The sequence below is a fragment of the Eremococcus coleocola DSM 15696 genome, from assembly GCF_000428865.1.
Taxonomy (GTDB): Bacteria; Bacillota; Bacilli; order Lactobacillales; family Aerococcaceae; genus Eremococcus; species Eremococcus coleocola.
The window spans coordinates 15,922-40,518 of the sequence record NZ_AUAT01000002.1 but is presented as its reverse complement, the minus strand read 5'-3'; the positions used below and the strand labels follow the sequence as shown (position 1 = coordinate 40,518).

General features: G+C 33.9%; 32 protein-coding genes and 1 pseudogene. 27 read left to right on the top strand and 6 right to left on the bottom strand.

Annotated features, from left to right (window positions below; genetic code table 11):
• The first annotated feature begins 62 nt into the window (after positions 1 to 62).
• Together eno and G396_RS0101010 are read left to right on the top strand one after the other, a co-directional pair.
• Complete coding sequence (gene eno, locus G396_RS0101015; protein WP_028124764.1) at positions 63 to 1,364, top strand: phosphopyruvate hydratase; 1,302 nt, start codon at positions 63 to 65, stop codon at positions 1,362 to 1,364.
• Positions 1,365 to 1,520: 156 nt separating this feature from the next.
• Complete coding sequence (locus tag G396_RS0101010; protein ID WP_028124763.1) at positions 1,521 to 2,456, top strand: tyrosine-type recombinase/integrase; 936 nt, start codon at positions 1,521 to 1,523, stop codon at positions 2,454 to 2,456.
• Between the two features lie 36 nt (positions 2,457 to 2,492).
• Here G396_RS0101010 and G396_RS09795 read toward each other — a convergent pair whose 3' ends face one another.
• Positions 2,493 to 2,903, bottom strand: a complete 411-nt coding sequence (locus tag G396_RS09795; protein ID WP_051221025.1) for an ImmA/IrrE family metallo-endopeptidase — start codon at positions 2,901 to 2,903, stop codon at positions 2,493 to 2,495.
• A gap of 12 nt (positions 2,904 to 2,915) precedes the next feature.
• Positions 2,916 to 3,236: a helix-turn-helix domain-containing protein gene (locus G396_RS0101000; protein WP_028124762.1), complete on the bottom strand. Its 321-nt coding sequence runs from the start codon at positions 3,234 to 3,236 to the stop codon at positions 2,916 to 2,918.
• Between the two features lie 260 nt (positions 3,237 to 3,496).
• On the opposite strand from G396_RS0101000, the gene G396_RS0100995 reads away from it, so the two are divergent.
• From G396_RS0100995 to G396_RS12015, 24 genes and pseudogenes are all read left to right on the top strand, one after another.
• Positions 3,497 to 3,691, top strand: coding sequence for a hypothetical protein (locus tag G396_RS0100995; protein WP_028124761.1), 195 nt, complete (start codon positions 3,497 to 3,499; stop codon positions 3,689 to 3,691).
• Positions 3,692 to 3,728: 37 nt separating this feature from the next.
• Complete coding sequence (locus tag G396_RS09790; protein WP_034907333.1) at positions 3,729 to 3,926, top strand: YqaI family protein; 198 nt, start codon at positions 3,729 to 3,731, stop codon at positions 3,924 to 3,926.
• A 132-nt stretch (positions 3,927 to 4,058) separates the two neighbouring features.
• Entirely contained in the window at positions 4,059 to 4,262 is a 204-nt protein-coding gene (locus tag G396_RS0100985; RefSeq protein ID WP_028124760.1) for a hypothetical protein, read from the top strand.
• A 43-nt stretch (positions 4,263 to 4,305) separates the two neighbouring features.
• A complete protein-coding gene (locus G396_RS0100980; RefSeq protein ID WP_028124759.1) occupies positions 4,306 to 4,914 on the top strand; it encodes an MBL fold metallo-hydrolase in 609 nt (202 codons plus the stop codon).
• Between the two features lie 128 nt (positions 4,915 to 5,042).
• Positions 5,043 to 5,348 carry a hypothetical protein gene (locus G396_RS0100975; protein ID WP_028124758.1) on the top strand — a complete coding sequence of 102 codons (306 nt, stop codon included), beginning with the start codon at positions 5,043 to 5,045 and terminating at the stop codon, positions 5,346 to 5,348.
• Positions 5,341 to 6,132: a DUF1351 domain-containing protein gene (locus G396_RS0100970; protein WP_028124757.1), complete on the top strand. Its 792-nt coding sequence runs from the start codon at positions 5,341 to 5,343 to the stop codon at positions 6,130 to 6,132. Before G396_RS0100975 ends, G396_RS0100970 begins: the two co-directional genes overlap by 8 nt.
• Before the next feature lie 12 nt (positions 6,133 to 6,144).
• On the top strand, positions 6,145 to 6,789 hold the full coding sequence (locus G396_RS0100965) for a hypothetical protein (RefSeq protein ID WP_028124756.1): 645 nt from the start codon (positions 6,145 to 6,147) through the stop codon (positions 6,787 to 6,789).
• 9 nt (positions 6,790 to 6,798) lie between these two features.
• The gene (locus tag G396_RS0100960; protein WP_028124755.1) at positions 6,799 to 8,508 is read left to right on the top strand and encodes a DNA polymerase domain-containing protein; all 1,710 of its coding nucleotides are present in this window, start codon (positions 6,799 to 6,801) and stop codon (positions 8,506 to 8,508) included.
• Between the two features lie 12 nt (positions 8,509 to 8,520).
• Complete coding sequence (locus tag G396_RS09785) at positions 8,521 to 10,431, top strand: DNA primase family protein (RefSeq protein ID WP_211224440.1); 1,911 nt, start codon at positions 8,521 to 8,523, stop codon at positions 10,429 to 10,431.
• A 26-nt stretch (positions 10,432 to 10,457) separates the two neighbouring features.
• Positions 10,458 to 10,886: a hypothetical protein gene (locus G396_RS0100950; RefSeq protein WP_028124754.1), complete on the top strand. Its 429-nt coding sequence runs from the start codon at positions 10,458 to 10,460 to the stop codon at positions 10,884 to 10,886.
• Positions 10,887 to 10,902: 16 nt separating this feature from the next.
• Positions 10,903 to 11,322 carry a hypothetical protein gene (locus G396_RS0100945; RefSeq protein ID WP_028124753.1) on the top strand — a complete coding sequence of 140 codons (420 nt, stop codon included), beginning with the start codon at positions 10,903 to 10,905 and terminating at the stop codon, positions 11,320 to 11,322.
• A gap of 24 nt (positions 11,323 to 11,346) precedes the next feature.
• Positions 11,347 to 11,601, top strand: coding sequence for a glutaredoxin domain-containing protein (locus G396_RS0100940; protein ID WP_028124752.1), 255 nt, complete (start codon positions 11,347 to 11,349; stop codon positions 11,599 to 11,601).
• A 114-nt stretch (positions 11,602 to 11,715) separates the two neighbouring features.
• Entirely contained in the window at positions 11,716 to 12,276 is a 561-nt protein-coding gene (locus G396_RS0100935) for a hypothetical protein (RefSeq protein WP_028124751.1), read from the top strand.
• 40 nt (positions 12,277 to 12,316) lie between these two features.
• Positions 12,317 to 12,550: a hypothetical protein gene (locus G396_RS0100930; protein WP_028124750.1), complete on the top strand. Its 234-nt coding sequence runs from the start codon at positions 12,317 to 12,319 to the stop codon at positions 12,548 to 12,550.
• Positions 12,551 to 12,633: 83 nt separating this feature from the next.
• Positions 12,634 to 13,737, top strand: a complete 1,104-nt coding sequence (locus G396_RS10830; RefSeq protein ID WP_081683509.1) for a DNA cytosine methyltransferase — start codon at positions 12,634 to 12,636, stop codon at positions 13,735 to 13,737.
• 11 nt (positions 13,738 to 13,748) lie between these two features.
• Positions 13,749 to 13,910 (top strand): annotated as a pseudogene (locus tag G396_RS11890) (glutaredoxin domain-containing protein); the annotation flags it as partial.
• Positions 13,911 to 14,000: 90 nt separating this feature from the next.
• Positions 14,001 to 14,297: a MazG-like family protein gene (locus G396_RS11750; RefSeq protein WP_028124823.1), complete on the top strand. Its 297-nt coding sequence runs from the start codon at positions 14,001 to 14,003 to the stop codon at positions 14,295 to 14,297.
• Positions 14,298 to 14,654: a hypothetical protein gene (locus tag G396_RS0100910; RefSeq protein WP_028124749.1), complete on the top strand. Its 357-nt coding sequence runs from the start codon at positions 14,298 to 14,300 to the stop codon at positions 14,652 to 14,654.
• Positions 14,655 to 14,948, top strand: a complete 294-nt coding sequence (locus G396_RS0100905; protein WP_028124748.1) for a nucleotide modification associated domain-containing protein — start codon at positions 14,655 to 14,657, stop codon at positions 14,946 to 14,948.
• Entirely contained in the window at positions 14,949 to 15,128 is a 180-nt protein-coding gene (locus G396_RS0100900; protein WP_028124747.1) for a hypothetical protein, read from the top strand. It begins immediately after the preceding gene.
• A 271-nt stretch (positions 15,129 to 15,399) separates the two neighbouring features.
• Positions 15,400 to 15,945 (top strand): hypothetical protein, encoded by a 546-nt coding sequence (locus tag G396_RS0100895; RefSeq protein ID WP_028124746.1) that lies wholly within the window; start codon positions 15,400 to 15,402, stop codon positions 15,943 to 15,945.
• Positions 15,942 to 16,445 carry a hypothetical protein gene (locus G396_RS0100890; protein ID WP_028124745.1) on the top strand — a complete coding sequence of 168 codons (504 nt, stop codon included), beginning with the start codon at positions 15,942 to 15,944 and terminating at the stop codon, positions 16,443 to 16,445. Before G396_RS0100895 ends, G396_RS0100890 begins: the two co-directional genes overlap by 4 nt.
• Positions 16,446 to 16,712: 267 nt before the next feature.
• Positions 16,713 to 17,735, top strand: coding sequence for a DNA adenine methylase (locus G396_RS0100880; protein WP_028124744.1), 1,023 nt, complete (start codon positions 16,713 to 16,715; stop codon positions 17,733 to 17,735).
• Positions 17,736 to 17,955: 220 nt separating this feature from the next.
• Positions 17,956 to 18,330 carry an HNH endonuclease gene (locus tag G396_RS12015; RefSeq protein WP_028124743.1) on the top strand — a complete coding sequence of 125 codons (375 nt, stop codon included), beginning with the start codon at positions 17,956 to 17,958 and terminating at the stop codon, positions 18,328 to 18,330.
• A 2,864-nt stretch (positions 18,331 to 21,194) separates the two neighbouring features.
• Here G396_RS12015 and G396_RS0100865 read toward each other — a convergent pair.
• From G396_RS0100865 to G396_RS0100850, 4 genes are all read right to left on the bottom strand, one after another.
• On the bottom strand, positions 21,195 to 21,701 hold the full coding sequence (locus G396_RS0100865; protein WP_028124742.1) for a hypothetical protein: 507 nt from the start codon (positions 21,699 to 21,701) through the stop codon (positions 21,195 to 21,197).
• A gap of 14 nt (positions 21,702 to 21,715) precedes the next feature.
• On the bottom strand, positions 21,716 to 21,952 hold the full coding sequence (locus G396_RS0100860; protein ID WP_028124741.1) for a hypothetical protein: 237 nt from the start codon (positions 21,950 to 21,952) through the stop codon (positions 21,716 to 21,718).
• 108 nt (positions 21,953 to 22,060) lie between these two features.
• Positions 22,061 to 22,387 carry a hypothetical protein gene (locus tag G396_RS0100855; protein WP_028124740.1) on the bottom strand — a complete coding sequence of 109 codons (327 nt, stop codon included), beginning with the start codon at positions 22,385 to 22,387 and terminating at the stop codon, positions 22,061 to 22,063.
• A 12-nt stretch (positions 22,388 to 22,399) separates the two neighbouring features.
• The gene (locus tag G396_RS0100850; protein ID WP_028124739.1) at positions 22,400 to 22,876 is read right to left on the bottom strand and encodes a hypothetical protein; all 477 of its coding nucleotides are present in this window, start codon (positions 22,874 to 22,876) and stop codon (positions 22,400 to 22,402) included.
• Positions 22,877 to 24,100: 1,224 nt separating this feature from the next.
• Here G396_RS0100850 and G396_RS10825 point away from each other — a divergent pair.
• On the top strand, positions 24,101 to 24,574 hold the full coding sequence (locus tag G396_RS10825) for a hypothetical protein (protein ID WP_051221021.1): 474 nt from the start codon (positions 24,101 to 24,103) through the stop codon (positions 24,572 to 24,574).
• Positions 24,575 to 24,597 lie beyond the last annotated feature (23 nt).

The window sequence follows — 24,597 nt, the reverse complement described above, 5'->3', positions numbered from 1 at the left end:
TTTTGAGCAAAAGAATATCTACAATTAATATGTAATTAAAACAAAAAGGAGAGTATTAAATTATGCCATTTATTACAGATGTTTATGCACGCGAAGTATTAGATTCACGCGGTAACCCAACGATTGAAGTTGAAGTTTATACTGAAAGTGGTGCGTTTGGTCGCGGTATGGTTCCTTCTGGTGCTTCTACTGGTGAACATGAAGCGGTTGAATTACGTGATGGTGACAAGGGTCGTTATTTAGGTAAAGGTGTTGAAAAGGCCGTTGAAAACGTCAACGAAATTATTGCAGCTGAATTATTAGGCTACAATGTTCTTGATCAACAAGCTATCGACAAAATGATGATCGAATTAGATGGTACTCCAAATAAAGGCAAATTAGGCGCCAACGCAATTTTAGGTGTATCTATTGCTGTAGCTCGTGCTGCTGCTGATTACCTAGGAATTCCTTTATACCAATACTTAGGCGGCTTTAATACTAAAGTATTGCCAACTCCAATGATGAACATCGTCAATGGTGGTTCTCACTCTGATGCTCCAATTGCTTTTCAAGAATTCATGATTGTACCAGCTGGTGCACCATCATTCAAAGAAGCTTTACGTTGGGGTGCTGAAATCTTCCACGCTTTGAAATCAATCTTACATGACCGTGGTTTAGTGACTGCTGTTGGTGATGAAGGTGGTTTCGCACCAGCTTTTGAAGGAACTGAAGATGGCGTAGAAACTATCTTAGAAGCTATCAAGAAAGCTGGCTTCGAACCTGGTAAAGATGTCTTCTTAGGTTTCGACTGTGCTTCATCTGAATTCTATGAAGATGGCGTTTATGACTATACCATCTTTGAAGGTGAAAAAGGTCAAAAACGTAATGCTGAAGAACAAGTAGCTTACTTAGAAGGATTAGTTGAAAAATATCCAATCATCACTATCGAAGATGGTATGGATGAAAATGACTGGGAAGGTTGGAAATTATTAACCGAACGCCTAGGTGACAAGGTTCAGTTAGTTGGGGATGATTTATTCGTAACTAACACTGAAATCTTAGAACGTGGTATCAATGAAGGTATTGGTAACTCAATCTTAATCAAAGTAAACCAAATCGGTTCATTAACTGAAACCTTCGATGCAATTGAAATGGCTAAACGTGCTGGTTATACTGCCGTTGTTTCTCACCGTTCTGGTGAAACTGAAGATTCAACCATCGCTGATATCGCTGTTGCAACCAACGCTGGCCAAATCAAGACTGGTTCATTATCTCGCACGGACCGTATTGCTAAATATAATCAATTATTACGGATCGAAGATGAATTAGGCGAAGTGGCTAAATATGATGGTTTAACTTCATTCTATAACTTAAAAAATAAATAATACTTAGTTTTTGACCGTATTGCTAAATACAAACGTGTTTGAATTTAAACGTACAGGTACAGTATACTGTGAATAGTATTTTAAAGTTATAAAGTGTTTTGAGTTATAAAGTGTTTTAACTCCTTTTTATGTCAATCATAGGAAGGGGTTTTTTATATGGACTTAAACGAGTTAAAAGATGAATTTATTATTGATTGTCAGATAAGGAATTTATCAAAAAGAACGATTGAAACCTATGCAAGAAATATTGGAATTATTTTTAATATGTTAAATGAAAATGGTAAAAATAAATTGACTGATGTATCGAGGGTGGATATTAAGAAAATAATCATAGCACTTCAAGAACAGGAATTAAAATCAACATATATTAATACGTTAATTAAAAGTGTAAGGGTCTGTCTTCGATATGCAGAGGGGGAGGGTTATTTACTTGATAACCCTATGGATAAAATCAACTTACTCAAAGATAAAAAGACACTATTAAAAACCTTTACCGATGAAGAAGTATTGAATATGATTAATTTTTATGAAGGTCAAGGTTTTTTAAAGACACGTAACAAATTAATATTAGAAACGTTTGCGGACACAGGTTTGAGGGTATCTGAGTTACGGAATCTAAAGAATGAAAATATAAAAGATGGTTATTTTATTGTTTTAGGTAAAGGTGATAAGGAAAGAGTCGTTCCATTATCCCCATATTTATTAAATCGAATAAAAAAATATAATCGAGTTAAATATGATTATTTCAGGAATTTAAGAATTTCAAGAGAAATTGAAGATTATTTATTTCTGACAAAATCAGGTAAGAAAATGGGTACAAATCTAATGATAGAAAAAATTGTAAAGGATTCAGCAATAAATGTCGGAGTGAGAGAAGAAGTCCAAAGAAAATCATGTCATAGTTTAAGACACTATTTTGCTCAGAAACTACTTAAATCAGGAACAAATATCTATACTATTAGTCGTCTACTAGGCCATTCAAGTATAAAGACAACACAAATTTATTTAAACTCTTTAACGGACGATGAGATTTTAAATGATATTGGTGGTAAAACTCCTATGATGATGTTAAGTAAGCATGGACTTAAATAAAACTGACAATAAAAAAGCCTGAGTCAACAGGCTAGTTTAAAGCATATTTTCTTTTCGTTGATACAATTTTATAGTCTCTTCTACAAAGGATTCAGTAACATTGAATGTCTCAGCTAACTCATAGACGGTTACTGAGTCTTTTTGATTTATAAATTTCTTTAACTTTTCATAAGGGATGAGTTTACGGTAACCCCACTCCCTACCTTTATTTTCCAATTTGATATTATACAATTTTGAATAGTCAATAATATTCGTACCTTCAGGCAATGTCTTATGGTGGCCTATTTCTTCAACAAGATACGAGATTGCCTGATTAAATGGTAATCTATCATTCACGTAAATAACATCCCCAATTAAAACCGCTGGGAGTTTATCAGGGAGGTTATGATCAAAGACAAAATTAATTTCATTTTCAAATTCAGCTAACAATTTCTCATAATCATTCAAACAATCACCTGATCAATGTTTACTTTTTAAAAACTCAATATAATTGATAATTTCTTTCATTTCTTCATCACTTACATCAGGTTCAATATGACCAGCAACTCTGAGAGGTTTTTCAGATAGACCCGCACGGTTGCTTTTCAGTGGTGAGTTACCAATTAGGTAATCTAAACTAACATTGAAGAAATTAGCAACCATTGTTACTTTCTCAATTGAAGGGATGGATTCGTTCCATTTTCTGATTGAGGAAGCGGCAAAGCCAAGCTTTCTTTCTAATTCAGCTATGGTTATTTTATTCTCATTCGCTAGTTCTTTAATAGGTTCAACAATATTCATTTTCGCACTCCTCCTAGTGCAAGACAAAATAAAACGAAAATATAACTAAAAAAAGTGTTGACTTCAGTTAAATATTCGGTTATACTGTGTCTTGTAAGTTACGAAAGCGAGCTTACAGAAACTGAATAAACTTCTTCTTGGCGGGAGAATAATACTACAGATTCTGTAGGCTTCTTTCTTATGCTTTTATAATAGAATATATTGCTTACGAAGTCAATAGTTAAGCGGTATTTTCATAATTTTCATAGGAGGATTAACACATGAATACTTGGAACACTGACAAGCAATATTCTCAGGAAGAATTAAATGCCATTCTGAGAAAAGCAATTTCATCCCGAGACAAAGTGATTAGAGAACTTAGACAAGAACTTGATATGAAAAATCAAGAGTTCTTTCTTTACACTTTCCTTTGCATAGGGTTAGTAGTGTCAATGATTCTTTGGTTAACACAGTGAGATGATACTCCTTACAAATTGAAAGGAGGTGAGGACAATGATACGTGATTCCCTTGGAGTCCCCTTAGAGCCTGAGGAGGAGACACCAATAGGTGAAGATTATTACGGGGATTATATTTATGACGGTGATTATATTTATAACACACCTGACGGATATGTTCTTGAAAGTAATGTTGACCGATACATTTATGAAAACTTAGGTGACAGTTATCAGCTGTTTAAACAGGATATGTAGCAACGCTGTTCATTTTCAGAGCCTGATAGGTTGAAGTCGTGTAAGAAAAATAAAATGGAAAAATGTCAAATCAATTTTAAGCTTCATACAATTTTGAATTTCAAATACCTATCAAGATAAATGGGAGGCACTATGCAAGAAGCACCAGAAAAGAAATATGTTGATTGGAGGAACGAAGAGGTTTACCTCGTTGAAGGTGATGATTATTTCATTACTCCTCAGGGCTTAGTTTTAAATGAACCTGAAGAGGTCATGCGGTTTATGCAATATATGTATGATTTAAGGTTTGCTAATCAACTGTCAGAGGAAGAGTTGAAGATTGCTGAAGTTAAGTAAAAACCTATAGACCATCAAAGTATCACCAGTAGGAGATGATACTTTGAATTATGAAGTAATAGCAAGTGGTTCAAGTGGCAATGCTGTTAGGATTGATAACATTTTGATTGATTGTGGAATACCTTTTAAGAAATTAAAAGAACACCTTTATGATGTTGATTATCTAATCGTGACACACGTTCATACAGACCATTTGAATAAAACAACTTTCAGAAAAGTGCAGGAGCTATTTCCTGAAATTGTAACCATAGGTAACTATGAAGTTGCGCAACTAGTTGAACTAGATATTATCAGCAACAACGGTTATCCAATTGAAATTGGAGGATACACAATTGAACCATTTCAATTAGTACATGACGTCCTGACGTATGGTTATAAATGGACTACCAAAGCAGGGGAACGGGTTATTTATGCAACGGATACAAGTTCGCTAGATATGGTAGATAAAGCTGAAAAGTTTGATTATTTATTTATCGAGTCAAATCACAGTGAGGTGAAAATAGCACAAGCTAGACCTACTAAAGGATATGACCCGAGAAAAGGTGCTAAACGTCATTTAAGCACTCGGCAAAGTCAGGAATTTTACTTTATCCATAGAAAGAGTAAAGACTCTGAATGGATTGAGTTGCACAAGTCACAACGTTTCTATTAGTTAAATTAAAATAACGTCAAATATAAAATAAATTTTGACTTTTGATAATCTACTGACGTTATTACATTATGTTCAGACAATTAAACACAATGAATTATTGACAAATATAACAACATTAGGAGGAATGAATGAAATTAGAAGTTATTACTAGTCCTGATCGAATTGATTTTCAGGAGCAAGTCTCAGAATTTTACGAAGACTTTTTTGTAATTGGAACTCATTTCACTCAACAAGTAGTCGTGGATAGACGTGGTAATCATGTAGTTTATCACACAGCGTATATTCGCTACTTAGAAGGTGACCCCGAAGATTTAAAAGAGTCGATGTTAGAAACCATCTTAGCTGATTATGATGTGAATGCTCTATCAGCACCTACTGACCTTATGTCATTCTTAAAGGAGTTACGAGAAAACTTTGGTGATTGGGATGATTAGTGAGTTAGACAATAACCTTGTTCAATTTGATCCCACTAGCATTCAGGTCAAACAGGGTAGCGTTCAATTTCTAAATGCAGAACGAATACTCGCCTCCGCTGAGAGATTGAATGAGGAACTTAGAAATGTTGTCGTCACTGACGATACAATCAAGTCTAATAAGAAGTTAGTTGCTGAAGTACGTAAGCAAGCTGATTTCTTAGATAGCCACAGAAAACGAGTGAAGAAAGAATTACTTGTACCTTACCTTGACTTTGAAGAAACCGTCAAAGAAATAGTCGAGACAGTCAAGGAAGGTGAAAGCATTGTTCGTTCTCAGGTAAGAGCCTTTGAAGAACAAGAGCGTGAAAATAAAAAAGTAGCGTTACAAGACGTTATTAAAAAACGCTTGCGACACTACCCTAAGATTGAAAAGTATGAAGTCGATACGAACAACTTCATCAAACCTCAAATGCTTAACAAGAGTACCAGTCTTGATAAAGCAGAAAAGGAACTCGTTGAAACATTAAAGGACGTAGAAAAAGACCTCGGTGTATTAGAGGTTATGGACTATGGCTCTGAAATGATTGTAGAGTACCTTAATAATTTCAGTATATCAGGAGCTATTGAGATTGTAAATAGTCGCCATAAAGCGATTGATAAAGCTGAAGAGGTTGTCCGAGAAACGGTAAAAGAAATTGAACAAAAACCTAAGACGTATAAATTAGAAATTTTAAACGCTGACGACTTTATAAATGTCATTGAATTTTTAAATGGTAACAACATAAATTACAACAAACTTTAGGAGGGTAACAATTTGAAAATTGAAAAAAATTTGGAATTGGTTGCAGTCGAGTATAACAATGAGAACGGTTCAGATAAAGCCGAACTAGTCTTTTTAAATGAAGAAGCAGGTGAAGTGCGAAGAGTTACTTTACAGCGTTCAGGGTACGATAATGAGGCAAAGAAATTTGTTCCTGACCTTGAAAAAGCAGGGAAGGTCAATGGTTATGTAAAAGAAGTATTTGGAACGACTTTTGAAGATTTAACCAATCAAATTGGAGTCAAGAAAGATGTCTACATCTATGGCGATTTTAATCATATTGTTGAGTTCAATATACCTAAGAAATTTGAATTGAATCAAGTCGGTGAAATTATGACGGGTAAAATTATTAGTATCACTGATAATGAACGATTGAATAAGATTGAATTTATTTATGATGTTGACGGTGACGAATATATGTCAAATATGGGATATTCAGTACGTGTCAATATAGATTCTAAAATGAAATTGTTTAAAGACCCTGATAAAAAGAAACGTCAATTAAATAATTTCAAAAATAAGTTCCACGTACCTTTTTCTGAAAAAGATTCACTCATTGGTAAAACAGTAATGGTAGAGGTTAAGAGCGTAAATGGCAATGTCTTTGGTGAAATGAAAGCTATGAAAAAGCCAAAATAGGAGGATGTTTTGAAAGAAATACTAAGTCATGAAAAGCTTGTGTTCTATGATTTAGAAGTCTTTCAGCATGACTCAATAGCGGTTTTAAAAGATATAAACCATAATTTAATAAAGGTATTTCACAATAACTTTGATGGATTGTTAGACCTTATCAGGGGTAAAACCCTGATAGGTTATAACAATTACTTCTATGATGACCATATTCTCACTTACATGTTGTACGGTAAGAATCAATATCATATTAAGAAGCTCAACGATAAGATTATCGGAGGAGAGCGAATTAGTTGGAACAATATTCACTCATCAATATTGAGTCTTGACTGTTTCCAACAGATAGATGTAGGTATGCCATCATTGAAAAAAGTTGAAGCAAACCTTGGTTCTAATATCTATGAGTCAGAGATTGATTTTACAATTGATAGACCACTGACACCTGAAGAAGTAGAAGAAACGATTAAGTATTGTACTTATGACGTGGACCGAACAATAGACGTTTTCAAGCTAAGGGAAGATAGTTATTTCACCCCTAAACTATCACTGATCGAACGATTACCAGCCCACTTACAAGACAAAGCGTTAAGATGGAACACAACTACCATTTCAGCAAACCTATTAATAACTAAACCAATACCTGAATGGTTCTCTATTAGACTCGGTAAATATCGTGAAGACGGTGAGTATAACATGTATGAACTTGTACCCCCTGAAGTTAAAGAGTTTTGGAAACAGACTGATAAAGCGGGCAAGGGTAAATATGTTCACAAGGAGTTTAATGCCACTTTTGAATTTGGATGGGGTGGACTTCACGCTGTGAATAGTGATAGTCAGAAAGTGTTTAAGAACGTTAAATTATTAGATGTAGCTTCACTATATCCTAATATTATCATACACCTAAATACTTTAGGAACTGCTACTAGTAAGTTTGCTGAAATTGTAAATGAACGACTTTCAGTGAAACACACAGACCCTGTTTTATCAGGAGCATTGAAGCTTATGATTAATTCAGTATATGGCTTACTGAAGAACCAATATTCGCTACTTTATAACATGAAAGCAAGTCAATCTGTCTGTCAGTACGGTCAGATTATTCTATACGACTTAGCAAGACGACTAGCACCTAGTTGTAAGATTGTTCAAGTAAACACAGATGGGATTGCTTTCACCTCGGATACAGAGGAATACAAAGACGTATGGAAAGAATGGGAAGAAGACTTTGGATTTACATTAGAGCTTGAAGAATATACAACCTTCATTCAAAAAGATGTAAATAATTACATTGGTGTAAAACCTGATGGAAAACTAAAAGTTAAGGGAGGAGATGTTGGTAGATACTACAAGGGCAACCCGTTCAAGAACTGCTCTAATCGAATTGTAGATATAGCTGTAGTAAATAAACTGGTATACAACATTGATCCACTTGATTCAATCATGGATAACTTAGATAAACCTGAGTTATTTCAAATGGTACTCCAAGCAGGAAACACCTATGCAGGGACGTTTGATGATACAGGGAAGAAGTATCAAAAAGTCAATCGGGTCTTTGCAGGGAAGCATGGGGTAAAGTTGTTTAAACAACGTTCCAACGGTGCAAAGGCTATGTACCCTAATAGTCCTGAAACAATGATTGTTTGGAATGATGAAGTGAAGAACTTTAAAGGAAGTTTGGATATTAATTTCTATTATGAATTAATCAACAAAGTCATAGATAGATGGAAGTAAGGAGGAAACTATTTGTATATCGAATATGTAGAAGGTGCTAAACATTCAGTTAGAGGAGCTGAGATAAGCGATAGTTTAGATTCGTTCTCAGACGCAGGATATATCCTTGAAGACAATGACCTAGTTGTTGATATTGATTGTCTTAGTCATGATCAGATTGAAAAATTGATTCTGATTTTTAATATCAAAACTCACCTAGTATGGACAGATAGAGGGGTACACCTTTATTTCAAAAAACCTGATGGCTTCAGGGGGAGTAAAGGAGTCACACCTTTAGGATTCGAGGTGGAATATAAACACAAATCAAATACGAAATCAATTACCGTTAAACGTAACGGTAAAGCCCGTAAAGTTGAAAACGCAGGTATTAGAGAAGACCTACCCGATTTCCTGAAGAAAGGTAAGTACGACATATTAATAGGTTTAGGTGACGGTGACGGGCGGAATAATAAAATGTTTGCTCATAGACGTAAGGTGCATAATAAACCTCACTGGCAGACGATTCTGAGATTTATTAATGATGTCATATTTGATACCCCGTTACCACCTGAAGAACTTGATTTATTAATGCGGGAAACAAACATAGAAGCGGTTAAAGATGGTGAAAGTTTAATTGCTGATTTAGTCATGCAGGAGAAGCGGGTTATCAAGTATGCGGGTAAAATTTATATGTTTAATGGGGGTGAATATACCTCTGATAAAGACGAGATAGCTCGTATTGTGTACCGCTATTGTGAAGGTCAGAAGACTAGATACGTGCAGGAGGTTTTATCTCAAATTGATATGCGATGTGAAGTGTTATCAGATGACGCTGTTTTCAATATCAAACTTAATAACGGAGTGCTTAAAAAAGGACGTTTCATTGAAGTTGATTATAAAGACTTTACACCTTTTGTTATCGATCTTGACTACAAACCTGAAGCTACCCCCGTGAAAGATGTTGACGATTATCTCAAACACCTTACAGGAGGGGATAAAGAGTATGAGAAACGACTCTTGGAAATACTCGGACATATTCTAATTACTGACCCTGAAATGGTGAGATTGCTTGCTACATTTTCAATCTTTGTAGGGGATGGGGGTAATGGTAAAGGTACATTACTAACAATTATTCGTTCAATTATTGGTACTGAAAACTGTTCAGCGTTATCAGTAAAGAACCTTGAAGATGAACGTTACCTACAATCCATTCAAGGAAAGCTAGTGAACCTAGGTGACGATATTCAGGATGAACCAATCAACAATACTCAGATGAAGTATCTGAAAAACATTTCCTCAGGAGATGTTATTGAAATGCGCAAGCTATATGAACAATCAAAACCAATTCAATTGATTACAAGTTTAATTTTCACTTCTAATCATAAGATTAAAACTTATGAAAAAGGTGACTCATACAAACGGCGGGTGAACTGGTTACCAATGTATAGCAAACCTGTTAAAAAAGACCCTCAATTTATCAACAAACTTACGACACAAGAAGCCCGTGAGTACTGGTTAAAATTAATCATTGAAGGTTATTTCAGACTGTATGAACAAGGTGGTTTTAGTCCATGTAAAGCGATTGAAGACTTTAACGAAGAATACCATCATGAGAATAATACAGCAATTGAATACCTCGGTTTCCAAAACCCCGAAGATATTCATGGTATGCGCACCCCTGAGATTTATGACGAGTATGAGGTCTGGACGAATGAAAATGGCCTCAATTGTCAGAGTCGAAAACAATTTCAAGACACTGTAAAGGAAGTTTTTGGACTAGAGCCGAAACCTCGCAAGATAAACAGTAAGACTCAGAGGGTTTATAGCATTGTACCGAACGTTACTACTGAAGAAGTATTTGAACGATTAAAAGGTAAAGGTGTATTGACCGATACAGAGGTTGAAACATTTATACCTCGTAAGTCTAAGGACACTAAAAGTTAGATAATTATTTCACAAAGGAGAATCGAATGAAACAGACAGATGGTCAAGGTATGAATCGTTACGCCTACCATCTCCAAGAGAGTCGAACAAGATTGACTCAGCATAGTCACTATATGATTTTAGATAGTCGCACTGAGTCAATCGTATTCCACTCTCATAACAAAGGAGATTGCTTTAAATATTTACAACATAATAAACCTTTCAGATGTAGAATAGCATTTCTATATGACCCTGATAATGAATTAGGTTTAGAGCGAGATAGCGATTGGAAAGAGAAGCGACAAGGTACTTATCTTGAAGAAGATATTGAAGATTTTGAAGAATATATTGAAGAATATATTGAAAAAGATTTTGAAGAAGATTTTGAAGATATTGCTAACGAACAAGACCAATCAACTTCAGAAAGCATAGACGTTCCTGAGATAAGGTGGAACAGGAAATATAGCAGAGTTTAGTTATCGGAGGTAATTGATGAGACAATCAGCATGGGACTATTGCAAGCAAGTGCTTGCAGACTACCCGTACTATGAATACTACATACGTCAAATAAGACTTGGTATTAAACACCCTTATGTTGAAACCGATGAAAATATAGGCGGTGGTAAGTCAAATAGGGTTATAAGTCAGACTGAAAATTTTGTGGTTAGACTATCGGACGATCGCAGACTCAGACGAATTGAGGAACAAAAGTGTGCTGTTGAAGCAACACTCCGAGAATTTCCTGAATGGATAGAAGAAATGATTGCTTTGATGTATTTCAAGGGGGGTCAAGTGTCTATGACCAAGGCCTCAGACTTAGTTGGTAAGAATTTTAGAACAGCTCAAAAGAGTTATCTACAATTCATGGAATCACTAGCCGATAAGCTAGGATTGATTAAGGAAGAACTTTAGATATATAGATAAGGAGATTAATGTATGTTAGAAAATACAACCGAAAAACAAATTATTGTTTACACAAAACCGAATTGTATGCAGTGTGTTTTCACTAAACAATATCTCAAAAATGGAGGTATTAAATTTAAAGAAATTAATATTACTGAACACCAAGAAGTAATAAAAGACTTAGAAAATCGTGGTTTCCAATCATTACCTGTTGTTGCAGTAGGTGACTTAGATAATGCTTTTGCAGGGTTTGCGCCTGATAAACTAGCTAAGATTGAGACTCGTTAGTCCAGAAGCAGTGGTTATATGAAGTCTTACGAAGTAGAACTATGCAAACGATATAGGGTTAAGGGTTATCCTAACTATCTAATCAGTGTTCGTAAATTATCTGAAGGGGTTTTAATGGAAGAACCTAGTACAGAAAGAAATATTCTGATTGATTATAAGGACATTGAAAAGGAATCGCCCATACTAGAAATTGAACTTCCAATTGATACTCAGTTAGTTAGATACTGTGATACTTGTGGATTGGTATTGCCTTTAAGATGTTTTAAAGGTGAAAGTAAATTGTGTAAACACTGTGAGAGCATAAGACAACGTTCAAGCGCTCCTAAAACCATTATAGGAAAAAACCTAGATAAATTTATGGGCGTACATAAATTAAGCCCTATTGACATTCAGCGAGGCGGAGTTATGAGTGACGCTACTACCAGAAATGTACTAACAGCAGCAGTGAGACCGACTAAGTTTCAGACACGACAAATATCAGCTCTGACAGGGATGGATGTTTACAGTTTGATGAATCGTGAAATAAGTGAAGATGAGTTTGTTAAGTCAAGTAAGTTTTCAAAGTTTATAGATATATTGTTGTCAACATTTGAATTAAAAGAGATAAAGCGTATTGAAATTGTTGAAAAGAATGGTCAACAGGAAGTGAAGTTTAGAAACAAATATTGTTTATAACAGTTATACGAATGAATATATAAATAAGTGGAGGGACTGTATGGTAGCAATTGATATTTTGCAAGGTATGTTTGAACTTTCAGAAATGAATGGAAACACTTGTCACAAGTTACGAGAACTGACTCCTGAGGAAATGGATCAGTTGTTTGAAACGTATATCAAACACCTTGAAAGAGAGTTTGGAAGAGAACGAGCTTATAAAACGTTAAGAGGGCTACCTTTTATTGATGATATTTGTATGGATTATTTGGCAAGTATTCAGGGTGAGGTTTAGGTAAGTATAGGATAATTAAATACCAGAAAGGAGTGGAGGTTTGGTGGCCACCATGTAAAGACGTCTTTACTCCTTTGTAAATTATGACACTAAGAGTATTTGAAGCATTTGCAGGCGTTGGAAGTCAACGAATGGCACTAAGAAATTTAGGTATTGATCACGAAGTGGTTGCGATTGCAGAAATTGATAAATTTGCCATCAAGAGTTATGAAGCAATTCACGGAGAAACAAATAACTTAGGCAACATTAGTCAAATAAAAACAGAAGATATTCCTGATCATGATTTATTCACTTATAGCTTTCCTTGTCAGGATATTTCAGTTGCTGGTAAAGGACTAGGACTTGATGAAGGTAGTGGAACAAGAAGCGGTTTACTTTGGGAATGTCAAAAAGTAATAGCAGTTAAGAAACCGAAGTATTTATTGTTGGAAAACGTAAAGAATCTAGTCAGCAAGAAGCATAAGCATAACTTTGACTTATGGTTAGAGTGGTTGGAAAAGCAAGGCTACACAAACTATTGGCAAGTTTTAAATGCCAAAGATTATGGAATACCGCAGAACAGAGAGCGTGTGTTTGTAGTATCAATCTTAGGAGAACATGAACCTTATGTGTTTCCTGAAAAGCAAGAATTGACTTTGAGATTAAAAGATGTTTTAGAAGATGAAGTTGACGAGAAGTTTTATTTAGATGATGAAAAAACGAACAAATTAGTTTATCGATTCAGTTTAAAAGATGAACCATTTTTACTAGGTGGGGAACAAAAAAATCAAGCTATCAAAAAGGATGGTATATCTACAACTTTAACGTCATCAATGGGTACAGGTGGAGGACATCTTCCTATGATTAATTGTATTCATGGGATTCCAATTAAAAACGGAACTAAAAAAGGCTATCTTGAAGCAGTTGAGGGAGATGGAATTGACCTTGCTTATCCTAATAGTACCGCAAGACGTGGGCGAGTACAGAGAGATACGGTTCAAACACTAGACACTAGCAATAGTAAGGGTGTAGTTGACAACTTACGTATTCGTAAACTCACACCTAAAGAATGTTGGCGACTCATGGGATTCTCAGATGATGATTTCCATAAAGCGGAACAAGTAAATAGTAACACGCAACTTTATAAACAAGCTGGTAACTCAATTGTAGTTGATGTGCTTGAAGCAATATTTAAAGAATTATTCTAGGAGGAAACAATATGATAACACTATACACTAAACCCGATTGCATGCAATATGACCTGTCTAAGCGATATTTAGAATATAAAGGTATTGAATTTAAAGAAGTAAATATATTTAAAGACGATGAAGCACTAAAGGCGTTAAGAAGTAAAGGTATCACTCAAATGCCTGTAATAATAGCAGATGGTCACGACCCTATTTCAGGGTTTAGACCTCTTAAAATAGAGAAATTAATTATGGACGAACAAGCAGGAGGAACAGAAATGAACATGAGTAGTTTAGTTAAATCAGTTGAAGTATGGGCCATGAATAAAGGTTTAGATAAAGCAGACCCTAGGGCGCAATATCTTAAAGTGGTTGAGGAAATTGGCGAGATTGCCGCAGGGTTAGCTAGAAATGATAAATTTGCCACAATTGATGCGATTGGTGATTCATTAGTCACTTTGATTATCCTAGCTAAGACAATTGATTCAAGTGCGGTAGAGTGCTTAGATACCGCTTATGATGTGATTAAGGATAGAACAGGCAAGGTTGTTGATGGTGTATTTATAAAGGATGGTGAGTAAATGACTAATCTATTCAAAGAAACGACCAGAACATTAGAGAAACACGGTAAATCCTTTGCTGATATCAAACAAATTCATGGAGACCATTTTAAGATTAGTATCAGTAACTTTATCACAGTGGCAACACGTACGAATTATGACGATGGATTCGGCGCACAGGAAGTAGCAAGTGATTTAACAATTAAAGGCGATGGTTTTATCATGGTTCGCTATGAATACGATGGGGCCGAAGGTTGGCAATATATAGATACTGAAATTGACAATTCACTTGTGTTGAAAGACATTACCAGACTAAGCAAGAATTTTGATGACATCGGTTGGCAGACATTGAAAGACTTGAATCAGGAGGTAGAGTAAATGACGACACTTCATAAACGATTTGAAGAAATTACAACAGAAATGACCGATTTATACAAACGTAAGAACGCAGACTATGGCGACAGTTTCACTCAATCACTTGACGAGTTTGGAGTCATCGCAGGTGTGGTTCGATTAAGCGACAAAATGAACAGAATTAAAGCTTTAACAAAGAATGATAGTCAGCAAGTGAAAGACGAGTCAATCAAAGACACGTTAAAAGACTTAGCTAATTATGCCATTATGACTTTGATGTGGTTGGAGGATGCGAAGATTAAGGATGAGGTGGAATAGATGATATCCGAAAATAAAGGCTTTATTGCTATGTTAACAATGGGGATCCTTGGGTTAGTATTATTATTTTTTTGTGTGCTACTTTATGCTGATTATACGAAAAGCAAGATGGAACTAGAGCAACCAAGATATTTTATTGAATTTAAAGGTGATGTGTACGAACTAGAAAAGGTGGAGTAGATGAAAATAACCGAAACATTAAGGGTTAGACAGCACGATAAAAATAAATGTTGTACTTGAAGAATATACACAGGGGGTTAATCCTAAAACAAAAGAAGAAAGCGCCTCTTGGAAAATAGTAGGTTACTATCCAAACACGAGAAGTGCCTTAAAAGCGATTCTATACAAAGACCTATTGATTAACTTAGATGAGTGTGAAAACGTTAAACAGTACATGAGAATGTTTAAAAAAGCTACTGATAACATATATGAGTTGTTGGAGGTGGAGTAGATGGGAATAAAAAGAATGAAAGTTATTAACGCACCAAGACGTTCAGGAAAAACAACTAAAGCTATTAAGGCGAGTGCAAAGACTGGTGCAACTATTGTAACTAAGAATCAAATCATGGCTGAAACAGTTGAAGATCAAGCTAATCAATTAGGGTACGATATCTCTAAACCTATTTCAATAAGTCAATATTTGAATATGAAAAGCAGACCACCAGAAAACATTATCATTGACGAACTTGAATTAGTCTTAGCAAATTTGATTGATAGTAGAATAGAATTAGTGACGGTTACTCAAGAAGACGAGGTGAAACAGATACATCAAACAATGACCGAACCTATCTTGAAATTAAATAAATCATTAGAACCGTATGAACTTAAAAGAGAAGTGTTGCAAAAATTAAATAGAATTGCTTTAGAACTTATGGAAGTTGAAGATAAGTTTAATGCTTATCAATCTACAGAGATTAAAATCGCAGTAAGAAATATATATGAACATTGGGTAGGAAACCAATACTTAGCTGAAGATGAAAGCGGAGGATTTAAATGAACGAAGAATTACAAAAACTAAAAGAAGAATTTGAACAGCGAATTAGAGAGCTAGAGGATAAATATGAACAGCGAATTAGAGAGCTAAAGGATAAATATGAACAGGAGGAATTTCCTAAAGAGGGAGATGAGTATTGGTACATAGATGAGTCAGGAAAAGTATATGGGGCGATTTGGGTTGGCACAACGAGTGGCAAAGAAATGTTTGAAATTGGGAATGTTTTCAAAACTAAAGAAGAAGCGGAATTTGAGGTAGAGCGTCTAAAAGTGTTACGAGAGTTGGAGAAAATGGGTAGACCGTTTGTAGAGGGTGGAGATAATTGGGGGTTTTTCCTTAATGGAAAACATGGTTTAGAATTTTATTCGAATCGCTATTATAACGACAAGCCTGGTCCACACTATTTTGATACGGAAGAAAAAGCGAAAGAAGCCGTTGAAAAAATCGGTGTAGACAGAATAAAGAAATATCTATTTGGAGTGAAGGAGATAGTAAATGATTAAAGTATATTCAAAACCTAATTGCATGCAATGTGAAATGACAAGCTTGGTGGAAATTATATTGAGGTGGTGGAAGATTATTCCATAATTTAGTCGAGGATGAGATGAAATTTACTGGATTATATATTTATCAATTTCTACACAAGATATGGATAATTTAATTAAAGAGTATTATAAAATTTCTAAAAATTTTGATTGATATTTAAATAAAAAGAAAGGAGTAGGAGCAGTTGCGGCCGCTTAAAAACTAGTTTTCTATTCCTTTTATATATGAATTTAATTTTAGATGAAAAGAAAATCAGAAAAGGTAAGCCGGTGGGCTTACCATATCAAGGAAGTAAAAAGAAAATATCTAAGAAGATTATAGAAGTCATAAAACAGAACTTTGATCTAAAGGATAAAAAGGTTTATGACATATTTGGTGGCGGTGGTGCAATTACAGCAGAGTGCCTCATTAATGGGATACCAGTACACTATAATGATTTAGACTCTACAGCGGTTGGGATGTTTACCAAGGTACTGTATAGCGACAAGGAATACCTTAAAACATTGATTATCAGTAGAGAAGATTTTTTTAAACTTAGAGATAAGGAAAATAAAACGATTGATGATGAATTAAAGTTACTTGTCAATTCGTTTGGTAACAACAGAAAAAATTATCTTCACAACGAAGCTATAAGCGATATTAAATACAATTTAGCTAAAGATATTATAGACAATCATGATGTTTTTAACGGTTATATACAGACTTATACTTATAAAAAGGCATTTGCTGATTACAAGAGCAAGGACTCTAAAAGGGTTCAACAGTTGGAATGTTTAGGTCAGTTACAAAGGGTTCAACAGTTGGAATGTTTAGGTCAGTTACAAAGGGTTCCACAGTTGGAACGTTTGGAACAGTTGAAAAAGCTACAGCAACTAAGTCAAACAGAATCATCTGGTAATAGGCCATATAGATTTGGCAATTCGATCCTATCCATATCCACCGAACCTTACCAGTATTTTAGCGACCTGACTAATCAAATAATTTATCTTGACCCACCTTATGAGAACACAAGGCATAACTATAAAGTGGCGTTAAATTACTCTGATTTTTATGATTGGTGCGTAAAAACTGCTAAGGATAATATAGTTTTACTAAGTAGTTATGAAATATCAGACAATCGATTTGAATGTGTTTTTGAGTTTAAAAAAGCAAGACCGACCTTCCAAAGTGGAACAGGTTCAGGAGGTAAGTATGAGAAGTTATTTATGGTGAAAGGAACGGGGTGTGACAATGATAAAGTTGATTAAACAATTATTCTGCAGACATCGATACACAACAACGGGATTGAATTAGATGAAAAATATTTCAATATAGCAAAAGAACGAATGAAACAATAGGTGAAATTGAGGTTAGGGTTGTCAAGGGTAATGTCAGTACGCTATCAGTACTCTATCAGCATAAGTTGACTACAACCTAACGATTGACAACCTCACCCTTAACCTTTCATCAGGAAGAGGTGAACTAACATTGTCAATTTGGTATCGTAAGTGCGCTGTACAGGGTTGCCCCAACCTAACCAAAGAAACCTATTGCCCCGATCACCAAGACCAAGCACGTCAATATAAACTTGATTATGAACGCTTCAGGGGAAGTGCTTACAGGCGAGGTTATGATAGGAAGTGGCAAAGTTATAGGAAAGCGTTCCTATCAGCACACCCGTTGTGTGAGGAGTGCAAGAAACACGGTAGAACAACCGTTGCAACGGTTGTTGACCATATCGTACCGCACAAAGGGAACAAGAAATTGTTCTGGGATAGTAACAACCATCAGAGCTTGTGTGAGTCGTGCCATAATCGGAAAACAGCAAGTAAGGATATGGGAGGTTGGCGTCCTGAAGGTTAGTTTTAGATGGGTTTGGAAAATTAATCAATGGATGTTTAAAATAGCTTGCTTTATTGGTAGTTGTGTGATATAATATATTTAAGATAAGTTTCTTATTCATAAATTTTGTTTTTTGTTGTCATTCCCTAAAATAATTACCTTATCATTTCTGATGGTTACTCACTTAAGTATATTAATATGGTATAATGTACTTAAGGTGAGTTTTTATCTTCCAGCCACTTTCTCTGAGTGGCTCTTTTTTTTATGCTCTGTTTTCTCATTGGCTTCACCTCAGGAATCATGGTATGCACTTAACCCTTGATTTAACATTCACAGTAGGGTAAGGTAAAGTGAGAATTTGTTATGAATGAAGAAAAGTTTGTGAAAGATTTGTTTGAACAAATATAAAATATATAAATTGTTTCTAGTTTGAAATAATGAGAAAAACATGGTTAAATTATTAGAAAAACCTCATTAATTATGAGATAATTTTAATGTTCAAAATACACGTATTAGGTGTAGAAAACGTTTGCAGAGGTTACATTTTTAAAAACATGTAACCTATAATGTAACCTTATACCCCTTGGGAGAGTAAGGCTCAGAGGGTGTGGTTACAGGTTACATGGGTTACATGGATTTTTAAAAAGTTTTATTTTTTAATATTATCTTTTTATAAAATGAGAGAAATATTAAAATCTATCAGGGGTTAAAAATATAAAAAATATAAAAAACGTAGAACTTTCAAAATTTTATGTAACCATGTAACCTTATACTATTTTTTCTTTAGAAATATTGATATAATAGTCTTTTTAAAGGTTACAAAAAAGGTTACATAAAGGTTACATATTTTTATTTTTGTAACCTCGGAAAACTTTATTTCACAATACCTTTATTTACTTTTATTCTCTAAAGTATTTATTTTTCTTTTAAGAGAAGAAGTATATAGTCTTTATATTTAAGTAACTAAAAAGTTTCACCTCCCTAAGTATACCGCACAACCTCTGAAAGTAGGGGAGGTGACAGGGGATTATATTTTGTTTCGTATACCCTGAGTATAAAATCAGACCCCAACACCCCTGAGGTTAATTTTCGTTTGAGTACCCTTGTATTCAAAATTGGTTTCAATACCCTTGTATTCAAAATTCGTTTCAATACCCTTGTATTCAAAATTGGTTTTACATACCCCTGAACTCAACTTTCGTTTCAATACCCCTAGAGTCAAATCTAGTTTGAGTGGGGTTATGTCAAAATTAGTTTCATCATGAATATAGGATACTGGCAATTGATGGTTATGTTTATATTATTAACGTTATTATCTAATATCTTTATGCTGTATAACGTGAGTTGATATTAAAACAGTATAATTTGTTTAAAAATATATAAAAAAATTTAAAAAATACAATGAAAGTGCAGTAAAATAGGGGGTAAATTGTGTTATAATAGTATTGTTGAGAGATTAGATATTAACTCTCAGAGAACTTTGATGGTCTATTGGGGTTTGCAGGATACAGTATATCTTCCTGAAATATAACTTATCGAACTTCTCAAGTTGTATTCATATTTTCCTCCTTTCACACTGATCTGTAAACGGTCAGTGTGTTTTAATTTGTAAGATTGTCTATAATATCCTGATTTAAAAATAGGGTAAAAGCTTTCCAAAATATCAATGATAATTTGAGTCCATCAACACTTGCAAGCTATATACCCTGATTGTTTGTCAGAAAGATTTACACGTTTATTGACTAATTTGCTTTTATAAAAACTTTCCTGATTATCAATTTAAAATAAAAAAAAGACCGTCTATATAATGACCGTCCGAAAACAGGAAAGTTTCCTGTAAGGCATTTGCAAAAAACGCTGTTTTAATTTTTATCAAAAACGATATATTCATTTTTTACAAATTTTTGATTTAATTTTAAAATTTTCAAATTGTGAACTAGGCGGCCCGCTGTCCGAAAACAGAGGTTTTTCCTGTTAGGAAAACGTAGCTTTTTTCTTGTTCTGATAAAGTTTGAATATATGGAAAAGTGAATGATAAATATATCAAGAAAGCTATGATAATACAGTCATATTTTAGCTTGTGATTTTAGTTTCTGAGTCTTAAGGTATGGGTTACCTTACTGATAGATTGAAGCTTTTTATACTCAATAAGCGCTTATAAACGCTGTCCAAGGCTTTTAAATGTAAAAGTAGGGTATTTATATAGGTTAAGCTTAAAACGTCTTAAAAGGCGGTTAAAAGCTTAATTTTAAGTTGTCTATGATTTAACTAAATGAGATTTAACTTTATAACATTAAATTCAGTCACTTAGTTGTTATTAGTTTACTGTTGATCACAATAATAGGTCATATATAGCTTATAAATGGCCTACAAGGCTTTTAAATGTAAAAGTAGGGTAATTTATATAGGTTAAGCTTAAAACGTCTTAAAAGGCGGTTAAAAGCTTAAATAAGGTGCATGGCTTTTATAAAGGGCGTTCCCCTATATCCTGATTAAGCATATAGGCTTATAATTAGCCTATAAAGCCTCTGAATTGTCAATTAAGGTATTTAATCATTACACATTTAAGCGCCTAAAATCACGCTTAATTTAAGTCTATTGCTTACCCGTTTAAGGGTACACTAATGCAATTAAGATATATCCATACAAAAGAAAATAGACCTATAAACCGCCTTTTATATACGGTTCATAAGTCTATTTATTTTTCTGATAGGGTGCGCCCTATCTGTTTAATTGTTTAAAAGTCGTTAGTAATTGCCGTTTAACTTTCATAAGATTTTTTTGATCTATTGGCGTCAAGTCTAACATTAACACCTTATTAAGTAAAGATATAGCTTTTTTATAATCTTTTTTATAGTCTTTTTTATTCAATTCATTGCACAAGGTTAATACCTCCTACTGTTGATAAAAGCGGTTTTTATAGCTTCATTGTAATACATTTCTTCAAGTCTTAATCTGTCCTCGTTTGATAAACTTACTATATTTCTATTTCTATCTATCATAAAATACTCATGGCCCGAATTAAATCTGTCCCCGTTTAAAACTTTGTCAACAATATCTAAGGGGGTATAGTTATTTGTTAGTTGGTTTAAATCGTTCATCACTTCATTAAATCTATACATGGAATAAATTTCACCATTTAAATTATTATCAGAATAATAATCTAAAAAGTCATTAAAATTATAATTACAATAATCTTTACTAAATTTTATCACTGTATCTATATCATTTTCACCTATAAAATCATAATCGCTATAATATACAATAGGTTTTTCCCATGTATTCGCTACATGTATCAGCCTATCCAGATCCCTTGGTAATGTAAACCATTCTTTAGAGTCAATACCTTTATTATAATCTAATCTATCCTGAATACAAATTATAATTTGCATTTTATTTTTCCTCCTTATATCATATCTAAGTCACTTAGTGCAAACATGAAAGCCGCTGCTTCACGGTCTGACATTATAAAATCGCCACTAAAGAGGATAAATTCACCTAATAACTTTTTAAAGCTATCATCTTTCATTTTTTCATCAAAAGCGGTTACAGCTTCATTATAACCGCAAGTATAGATATTTTTTGAATCGTTGTTGTAAAGTTGTTCATAAATTTTATTAAATTGGTTTAGTAATTTTTGCATAGTTATCCCTTCTTATTTTTCTAATCTTCTTGTTAATATCTAATTTTTATTTGAGTAATTAAGCGGTAAAAACATAGAGTAAACCGTTTCTTCTTTCCAGTTATATCATTACCAACCATAATCACTTCGAACAATCACCTTTTTCTTATTAATGTAGTGACTTGACACATCCCATGATTTAACTAACGCTTCTCCTAGCGCCGTTAAGTCAATATAATCTAGTGGATTAGGCGCACCCCTGTAATCATGATTCATGCCTAAGCCTATATTCGTATACCAACCTTCTGTCAATTCGTATTCTGCAAAATCTTCTACAGTTTCATATAAATACAATTGATTTTCTACCCATCCATTATTGTCAAACTCGTTCAACAATTCTTCAGCTAACTCTTCATTGTCGCACATTAATTCTTTTAAATCGTTATATATTTTCATGCTTGTACCCCCTTAATAGTTTCTAAAAGCATACTCAATTGCTTCATTGTAGTAACCTTCTTCAAGTTTTTCTCTGTCATACTCTGTTAAGCTTTTTAAATTTTCATAGCCGTCAAAGATAAAATAATCGTGGTTAGGGTTAAAATCACCGTAAAAAATACGTTGCGCAATATCGAGCGGATTAACACCGCAAAACATTTCATCAAAGCTTCCCATGTCATATATATAATCATCAGAATAAATATCATAGTAATCCTGAACAAAGTCATAAAAACCATGATTAGCATAATCTTGACTAAAATCTATAACCGAATATATGTCATCATCTTCATCTATAAAACTATGTTCACTATCACAAATAAAAGGCTCTTCCCAATCTTTTATATAATCTATTAAGTTGTCCGCTTCATCTGGTAATTTAAACCATTTCCAAGAGCTGATCCCCTCGTTATAGTCTTCCCAATTCCAAATACAGATTTTTAATTCCATTTCTTTTTCCTCCTTAATTAAAATGATTAGCAATATTTTACCTTTACATTGTAAAAAAAAACTAGTTTATAGAATGTTATAGGTTGTTTAACAAACTTTTGCGCTTGTTTTATTTACAAGCACATTATAGCTGACGCTATAACGTATGTCAATAGGTTTTTTATCTTTTCTTTAAATTATTTTAGTCAAAGCCTATTGAAGCCCGTTGTTATCACGTTTATACGCTTAAAATAATTTTACAACCCTAGTTATATGAAGACTATATCTAATATGACAAGCGCCATTTTAAATACATTTAGACCCTGATTTAAGACTTATCAAGGTTAGATTGCAATATAAGTAAGCCTTGATTGATGGCTTTATAAGCTAAGTCCTGAAATAAGATAGCTTTAAACCTTGCTTATAATGAAGTAAAAAGATCGGTTCATCATATTGTATTGAGTACTCCATACCTTGATAACCTATCTATATAGCATATAGATTTTGATACAGGTTAGATATATCTAAGCGTTATTGAGTAGGGTGCATGTCAATTCTAACTGTTATAAAGACTTAAATAGTATCCGCTTATATTATGTATAGGTTTGCTTCTGATAGCAGGTAAGTAAGTTATAGGATAGATTGCTTATTGTTCTGTCTTAGATTGGTTATTAAATAGTCTAGCATATAGTTACTATTCTATTAACCATTCAATGAATTGTTGTAGGTGTAGATCGTTGGTAACGTATGTTATAGCTAATAGTTACAAGCTCATAGGTTAGGCGCTTAACTGTTAGGGTAGTAACGCTAAGACTTTGTGAATAACTAACTCAATCAATGGTTGATATAATAATATTATTGCTATTGTTATAACAATAATGACAATGCAACAAAATAATAGCTGTAATATTCACAAATAACAGCAGAAAATTGCAACAAATCAACAATTAACAAGTGAAAATCACAAACTTTTACTTAACAAAATACCACAAGCAACAACTAAAAACCCCTATATATCAACGTTTTGAAAGCTTGTTCCCATACCCCGTGCAAATATCACGGATTCACTATACCTAAAGACCGCCCGCCCCCTCTCCTCACATGAATTTCCCTTTTTTAACCTTTTTGGGACAAAAATTATCTTTTTTAGTGTAAAACCAATCAGAGTTTATGAGAGTTTAACTTGTGAAATTAAGTTAGATTGCCACAAGCTATGATTACTTTAAAGAAAGGTGGTGTGAAAAAATGGCACAGTATAATATGCCTGCTGAATGGGCAAAAAAATATAGTAACAAGCATTACACAAAGGCAGAGATTGAGGAAAAGCGACGTACAGAAATCAGGATGAAAGATGATGAAATTGTTCCTACTGACTCACTTCCTGATGAACTTCATGACCGCTTCTATTGGTTCATTGATCAGTTTGAGGGAACAGGTCTAATGAGTAATTTAGAAAGTGACACACTTTGTCGCTACCTTGTCGCTGAAAAACTTTATTGGGAACTTACCGCTGAGATGGCAGAGTTAGATTATGTTGACCCTGATTATACTAAGCTATCCCACCTCCAGAATCGTTATCATAAGCAAACTTTAGATTATGGTAAGGAGCTAGGGATTGGCTTCCTGAGTCGTAACAAGTTACGTAAAGATAAAGAACAAATTGAAGAAGAACCCGAAACCAAAGAGCAGAAATTATTTGGATCAGCATTAGGATATTAAAAACATTGAAGCTACCGTTTAGT